This window comes from Gordonia sp. (in: high G+C Gram-positive bacteria) (assembly GCF_020438995.1).
In the GTDB taxonomy this organism is placed as follows: Bacteria; Actinomycetota; Actinomycetes; order Mycobacteriales; family Mycobacteriaceae; genus Gordonia.
In genome coordinates this window covers 1-6,846 of the sequence record NZ_JAGQTN010000166.1, presented here as the reverse complement: position 1 = coordinate 6,846, position 6,846 = coordinate 1, and the positions used below count along the sequence as shown (strand labels likewise).

General features: G+C 66.9%; 6 protein-coding genes and 1 tRNA gene. 3 read left to right on the top strand and 4 right to left on the bottom strand.

Annotation, left to right across the window (positions count from 1 at the left end; translation table 11 throughout):
- Positions 1 to 1,268, bottom strand: a 1,268-nt coding sequence (locus KDB67_RS12155) for a DUF2339 domain-containing protein (protein WP_291016054.1), incomplete at its 3' end; no start/stop codon positions are given.
- Between the two features lie 87 nt (positions 1,269 to 1,355).
- On the bottom strand, positions 1,356 to 1,967 hold the full coding sequence (locus tag KDB67_RS12150; RefSeq protein ID WP_291016053.1) for an alpha/beta fold hydrolase: 612 nt from the start codon (positions 1,965 to 1,967) through the stop codon (positions 1,356 to 1,358).
- A 114-nt stretch (positions 1,968 to 2,081) separates the two neighbouring features.
- Between KDB67_RS12150 and pgm the strand changes: the two genes are divergently transcribed.
- The 3 genes from pgm (at position 2,082) to KDB67_RS12135 (ending at position 4,771) form a co-directional block, all read left to right on the top strand.
- Positions 2,082 to 3,725, top strand: coding sequence for a phosphoglucomutase (alpha-D-glucose-1,6-bisphosphate-dependent) (pgm, locus tag KDB67_RS12145; protein WP_291016052.1), 1,644 nt, complete (start codon positions 2,082 to 2,084; stop codon positions 3,723 to 3,725).
- Between the two features lie 124 nt (positions 3,726 to 3,849).
- A complete protein-coding gene (locus tag KDB67_RS12140; RefSeq protein ID WP_291016050.1) occupies positions 3,850 to 4,581 on the top strand; it encodes a thioredoxin domain-containing protein in 732 nt (243 codons plus the stop codon).
- 117 nt (positions 4,582 to 4,698) lie between these two features.
- Positions 4,699 to 4,771, top strand: a tRNA-Ala gene (locus KDB67_RS12135).
- A gap of 79 nt (positions 4,772 to 4,850) precedes the next feature.
- On the opposite strand, the gene KDB67_RS12130 is transcribed toward KDB67_RS12135, so the two are convergent.
- Positions 4,851 to 6,050, bottom strand: a complete 1,200-nt coding sequence (locus tag KDB67_RS12130; RefSeq protein WP_291016048.1) for a site-specific integrase — start codon at positions 6,048 to 6,050, stop codon at positions 4,851 to 4,853.
- Positions 6,047 to 6,661, bottom strand: a complete 615-nt coding sequence (locus KDB67_RS12125) for a hypothetical protein (RefSeq protein ID WP_291016046.1) — start codon at positions 6,659 to 6,661, stop codon at positions 6,047 to 6,049. The genes KDB67_RS12130 and KDB67_RS12125 overlap by 4 nt, the downstream gene beginning before the upstream one ends.
- Positions 6,662 to 6,846 lie beyond the last annotated feature (185 nt).

Below are 6,846 nucleotides of genomic sequence, written 5' to 3'. Positions count from 1 at the left end.
GGGACCAGCGACAGCATTCCGGTGAGCGCGTACTCGGCGCCGCGGCCGGTGCGGCGCAACGCCATCAAGGTGCCGCCGATGGCGAGGGCGAACCCGAGCAGACCCACGGCGAGGTATAACCAGGCGGTAGCGCCGTCGGCGCGCAGATCGTCGTTCGCGGACATGACGGCCGCGGTGAGTGTCAGCGATGCGGCGACGACCCGGGCGAAGAACAGTCCGAGCCAGTCGCGGTCGATCTGCAGCAGTAGGCCGATCGCGGAGAGCGCCAGCATGAAACATGCGGTGACCAGGGTGAATCCGTCCGCGATGACGGGGACCAGCACGATCAGCGGCACCACCACCAGAAGTCCCAGCGCCTGGCTCGACCAGCGGTGCGCCAGCGCCAGCCCGGCCCCGCCGATCGCCCCGCACACCAGCAGGCCGGCAACGTCGGGCAGCCAGTGATAGATGACCGTCGCGGCGAGCACATCGAGGTAGGCGGCGCCGACGCCGGTGGCGCACAAGGCGATCGCGCCGGCTCTGTACCCGGGTTTGCCGGACAGCCACAGGCCGGTTCCCGCGAGCGCCGCCGCCAGCACACCACCACCGGCCACGCGCAGTCCGGGGCCCAGCCAGCCGGCCTGCGCGGCCAGCACGAGCAGCAGGACGACACCGATGAGTGTGACACCCACGCCGAGCCCGGCCAGCGCCCTGCCGACCAGCCCCCTTTCGAATGCCGCCGACAGACGTTCGGACAGCGGCACTTTCGGGGGAGTGGGATAGCCCGGCACACCGTACGGCGGAACGGGGACCTGCATCGGGGCCATACCTTGTGTCGGATAGCCGGGCGCCTGGAAACCGGGCGCCGGGTACCCGGCGGCAGGGTTGGGCCCGAACGTTCCGGTGGGATAGCCGGGTCCGGTGGGAACCGCTCCGGGGAACGCTGCACCGGGCATCGACGCGCCGGGCACCGAACCGGCGGCCACGGGGTTCGTGACGACGGTGTTCGGCGGCATCGTGCCAACGCCCGGTGCGGTGGGTGCCACCGGTCCGAACGTCGGAGCGGGGACCTGGAAGCCAGGTGCGTAAGGCGACTGCGTGGGCGCGACGAGCGGCGGTACAGCGTGGCTCGTGGCCGCGGCGGGCATGGCACCGGTGCGCAGCAGCGCGGTGAGAGCATCGACTTCGGTGCCGATGCGGGTCAGGCGGGCGGACAGATCGCTGACGTCGTCGGACAGCCTGGTCAGGCCGGTCAGGACGGCAGATCGGGAGTCGTGTGGCGTGGTCATGGATCGAGTATTGACAGGGCGGCGCCGCGAAACCTGCGCATAATTACCTATCGATCCCTGAGTTCTACTCCCTCGGGGCGTAGGAGGTCAGCGCGTGCGGGCGTCGTCGAGGGATCGCCCCACGAACCGGAGCGCCTCACCCTGCCAGGTCAGGACGTGGTCGAGCATCGGGTGTCCGCCACCGGGGATGGGGATGTACGTGGCGTCCACACCCCGGGCGCACAGTTCGCCGATGCCCTTCTCGGTGCGGTGTGCGTACGTCCGGGTGTCGGCGGTGCCGTGCAGCGCGACCACTCGTACCCCGTCGTGGATGCGGCGCCAGTCGGCGAACTGCCACCACGGGGCGAGCGCGAGCAGCGATCCGACGCTGCGCTCGGCGGCCAGTTGCGCACCGACCCGGCCACCCATCGAATGCCCGATCAATGCCACCGGCACCCCCGGGTAACGGGCGGTGATGTCGTCGAGGGCTTTGCGCGCGTACAGCATCGGACTGTTCTGCTGACCGTTCCAGCCGTACACGCGGTAGCGGACGTCGCGCACCACCACCGACGACCCGAAGCGGGTCCGGATCGAGGCGCTGAACGGGTACATGCGCAGCGCCGACGGCTGCAGCGGACTGAACGGCTTGTAGCTGGAATCGGTACCGCCCGGCAGCACGAGAACGGCCAGGGCCGGGGACGACGGGGCGCGCAGAAGCATGCCTGCCGTTCTACACGATCGGCCTCCGGTGCCGGCCTGTGGCCGGACTGTGCAGTCCCGGTGAACGTGGTGCGATCGGGCGCGCACCGGGGTGTCCGGTGGCAGAATCGGCCTATGGCTCACCCGCGTGCAGGAACCCCGGCCTTACCCGAAGATCTGATCGACGTCGCCGCCGTCGAGCGGGCGTACTACGAGAACAAACCGGATCCGTCGGATCCGTTGCAGCAGGTCGTGTTCGGGACATCCGGGCATCGCGGTTCCAGCCTCGACAACGCGTTCAACGAGGATCACATCCTGGCGACGACGCAGGCGATCGCCGAATACCGTGCGGGGGCGGGGATCACGGGACCGTTGTTCATCGGCTTCGACACCCACCTGCTCTCGATTCCAGCGTGGCGCAGCGCGCTCGAGGTGCTCGTGGCCAACGGTGTCAGCGTGTGCACGGCGGCGCACGATGCGTTCACCCCCACCCCGGCGGTCAGTCGCGCGATTCTGACCTTCAACCGCGACCATCCCGGGGTCCTTTCCGACGGCATCGTGGTCACCCCGTCACACAATCCGCCCCGCGACGGCGGCTTCAAATACAACCCGCCCAGCGGCGGCCCCGCCGACACCACCATCACCTCGGTCGTTGCCGCACGGGCCAATCAGCTTCTCGCCAAAGGTCTTTCCGGAGTCAAACGGGTTTCGTTCGAAAGTGCGCGAGCCAATGACCTGGTCACCGACTATTCATTCATCGACGGCTACTTCGCGGACCTCGCGGGAGTTATCGACATCGACGCCATCCGGGCCGCAGGCGTCCGGATCGGAGCCGACCCGATGGGCGGTGCGTCGGTGGGTTATTGGGCCGAACTGGGCGACCGGTTCAACCTCCCCGAATTTACCGTCGTCAACTCGACCGTCGACCCCACATTCGGATTCATGACCCTCGACACCGACGGCAAGATCCGGATGGATTGCTCCTCGCCGAATGCGATGGCGTCGTTGATCTCGGCCCGCGACAAGTATGACATCGCCACCGGAAACGACGCCGACTCCGACCGGCACGGCATCGTCACCCCCGACTCCGGTCTGATGAATCCCAACCACTATCTGGCGGTGGCCATCGAGTACCTGTTCACTCATCGGCCGGGCTGGAATCCCGATGCGGCAGTGGGCAAGACGCTGGTGTCCTCGTCACTCATCGACAGGGTCGTCGCCGGCATCGGCCGGAAACTCCTAGAAGTGCCGGTCGGATTCAAATGGTTCGTTGACGGCCTGCTCGACGGCTCGATCGCATTCGGCGGCGAGGAGAGCGCGGGAGCGTCGTTCCTGACGTTCGACGGCAGCCCGTGGTCCACTGACAAGGACGGCATCATCCTGGCGTTGCTGGCCGCCGAGATCCAGGCTGTCACCGGGCAGTCGCCGTCTCAGCATTACCGCAGGCTCGCCGATACCTACGGCGAATCGGTGTACGCCCGCATCGACGCCCCCGCGAGCCGGGAACAGAAGGCGTTGCTGGGGAACCTGTCACCCGACCAGATCACCGCCACCGAACTCGCCGGCGAACCCATCACAGCGATCCTCACCGAGGCACCCGGCAATGGCGCGGCCATCGGCGGACTCAAGGTGACCACCGAGAACGCCTGGTTCGCGGCGCGGCCGTCCGGCACCGAGGACGTGTACAAGATCTACGGAGAATCGTTCAAGGGCGCCGATCACCTCGCGCAGGTGCAGGCCCAGGCGCAGGAGGTCGTCGACGCCGCGCTCGGCGGTTGAGTCGGCATGCGAACGGTGTACGTGTTCAGGAACGTCTCATGCCGTGGTCGCTAGAGTTGTCCAGGAGACACACAGCTCAGCCGTGCCGTGACGGCTGAGCGCGACACAGCAGAAGGACAGGTCCGTGAGCAAAGACCGCAAGCAACAGGTGCCCAAGGTAGGAAAATCGGGGTACAAGCCGCAATCCAACTCGAGCACGATGACCTACATCCTGTTCGGTGTGGCCATTGTGGTGATCGCGGCGGTCGTGATCGGCGGCATCGTCTGGAGCAACAACGACGGCGGCGAGAAGGTCGATGAATCGCGGCTCACCAACACCGCCCTCGTCATCGGCGAGGAGTCGGCCCCCGTCACCATCGACGTGTTCGAGGACTTCCTGTGCCCGGCCTGCGGGCAGTTCGAGGCATCGCAGGGCCAAAAGGTCCTCGACGCCGTCAACGCCAAGAAGCTGCGCGTGCGCTACCACATGCTGAACTTCCTCGATAGGAGTTCGGCATCCGGCGACTACTCCACCCGCGCGGCCGCAGCCTTCCAGTGCGTCGCCGACGGTGGCGAGAAACAGGACGTGATCAAGAAGTTCCACACCACCCTGTTCGAGAACCAGCCGCAGGAACTCGGCTCCAGCGACCACAGCAACAAGGACCTGGCCAAGTTCGCCGCAGACGCTGGAGCGAGCGACAACACCCAGGCGTGCATCTCGTCGGGCACCCGCGTCAAGAAGGCCAAGGAGAACGCCGCTGCGGCGCAGGAAACCCTCTCCAAGGCCTCCGGCGGCAAGGTCAGCACCCCGTCGGTCCTCCACGATGGCAAGCTGATCACCCTGAACGAGAACTGGCTCGCCGACCTCCTGAAGTAGCCACCACCGTCCCGGTCACCGCGTTTACGCAGGTGACCGGGACGATTTGGTCGCCGCGTCGATGGTGGTGTAACTTTTCAAAGGCGCTCAGGGAAACCGGGCGTCACAACCGAATACGGGGCTATGGCGCAGCTGGTAGCGCACCACACTGGCAGTGTGGGGGTCAGGGGTTCGAGTCCCCTTAGCTCCACCGACAAGAAACCCCCTCCGACCTGGATCGGAGGGGGTTTCTTTGTGTCCTAGACGAACTCGGCCGCGGCCGATCTGTCCTAACTCTGTCCTACCGCGTTCGAGAGCGTGACCGCGGCCGCTGCCAGTCGGTCATCGGTCACGCGTCCGTACACGGCCTGGGTCATGCGCTCACTGTGCCCATGCCAGGCCGCCACCACGTCCGCGGGGACCCCGGCCGCGCGCATACGAGAGACCGACGAGTGGCGGAGGTTGCGGAGGGTGATCGGCGGGAGCTTCACGGCCTTACGCCGGTCGGTGAACAACCGCGTGTAGTCGCGGACGGGGAACGGGGTCCCGTCGATCCGGGAGAGGATGAGGTCCTCCGGGGTGAGTGGTCGGCCGACCGCCAGACGCTCCCGCTGGTGGGTGGTCCGCATGGCCTTGAGCATCGCCAGTTCCCGCGGTGGGATCGGGAGATCTCGGACGCTGCGCCGGTTCTTGGGGTCGTCTACAACCTCGCGGCCGTTCACGTCCACGCGGGCCTGGCGTATCCGTAGCTCCCCAGCGTCCAGGTCCAGATCACACCACCGGAGCCCGCCGACCTCCTCGCGGCGTAGGCCGAGGAGGGTCAGCGCAAAGCAACCGGCCAGACGATGGTCGGCCACGTAGTCCAGGAACGTGATCATCTGCTCCGGGCTCCAGATCTCACCCTCGGCCACGGCCACGATCACCTTTTGCTCCGGGGCCTGGAGGTGGGCCGCCGGGTCGTGGGAGATCCACTTGAGCGTGACGGCGTGGGCCATGACGGACTTGACGGTGACAATGGCCCGCCGCTTGGTGGACGGGGCCAAGGCCTTACCCGGCCGCGGCGTCCCGTCCTTGTTGGTCCCCGGCTTGGTCGTCATCGTGAGCGACCAATCGGTGAGGGCCTCGGGGGTGAGTTTCTGGACGGCCACCTTGCCGAACGCACGACGCGCGTAGGCCAGGCTCTCCCGGTCGGCGCGGACGGTGTTCTCTCTGACCCGTTCGTCGGCCTCCCGGACCTTGAGCCAGTGGTCGGCCACGTCGTCAAATGTCCGGTCCGACTTCGCGGCCCATGTCCGCCCACGCCATTGTTCGCGTTGTTCGTCCACCCAGTCCTGGGCGGCCTTCTTGGTGGCGAACACCTTGGTGGGCCGGACTTGTTTCCCGGTTACCGGATCTGTGCCGAGAGTCGGCCGCGCGCGCCACCCGCCGGTGGAGAGCTTCTTGATCGAGTTGTCGGCCCGTGGGCCGCGCTTACGCTCGGTGTTGGTCATTTCGTGCCTCCAGGGTTGGGTTGGTCGGTGCCGAGGTATCCGCGCTTCTTCGCTTCGCGTATCCATCGGTCCAGAGTCGGGATTGTCGTTTCGAGTTTTCGCGCAATGTCTTTGCGGGTCAGACCGGCCGCGGTGGCTTGGCTCACCTGCTCGGCCACGTCCCGGTAGTGCGACTCCGGTAGCTTGCCGCGCGAAGTGCTGGCCTCGGGTTGAGCCTTGAGCGCGGCCACGGCCTCGGCCGCGGCAAGGTCAAACGCCTCGTGGTCGTCGGGGTACTTCTCGTAGAGGGCCTCACGGGTGGCCTCATCCAGGCGGAGGAAACCAAACAGGCCGTCCCGCACGTGTGCCCACTGGGCCGCGGCGTGGGCCAACCTCCGCGACGGGATCGCGCGAAGAACGTCCGGCTTGATTGTCACGTCGGCGTCCGACTGGATCTGTAGTTCGACCAGCCGCGGGCCGTCTGCGCCGGAGGCCACTCGGACGACGTAGCGGTGAGGGTGCCCGTGGAGGGCAATTCGGATGCCGTACAGGTCGCCGCGCTCTCCGGCCACGCGGTCAATCCTGGCCACGTCGCCCTTCTGGTGCTGCGGATGCTCTCGGGGTGTGCGCATGTCGATAACGATAGGGCCTTGTACAGGAACTATCAACAAGGCACGCTATGAGACATGAGCAACCAAACAAGCACCGCACCAGACATTGACGAACTTCGCCGCGTCCCAACGGTTTCCGTGGAGCAAGCGGGCCGGTACCTCGGGGTCTCGCGGGCCTTTGCCTACGCCATGGCGCGTGAGGGATC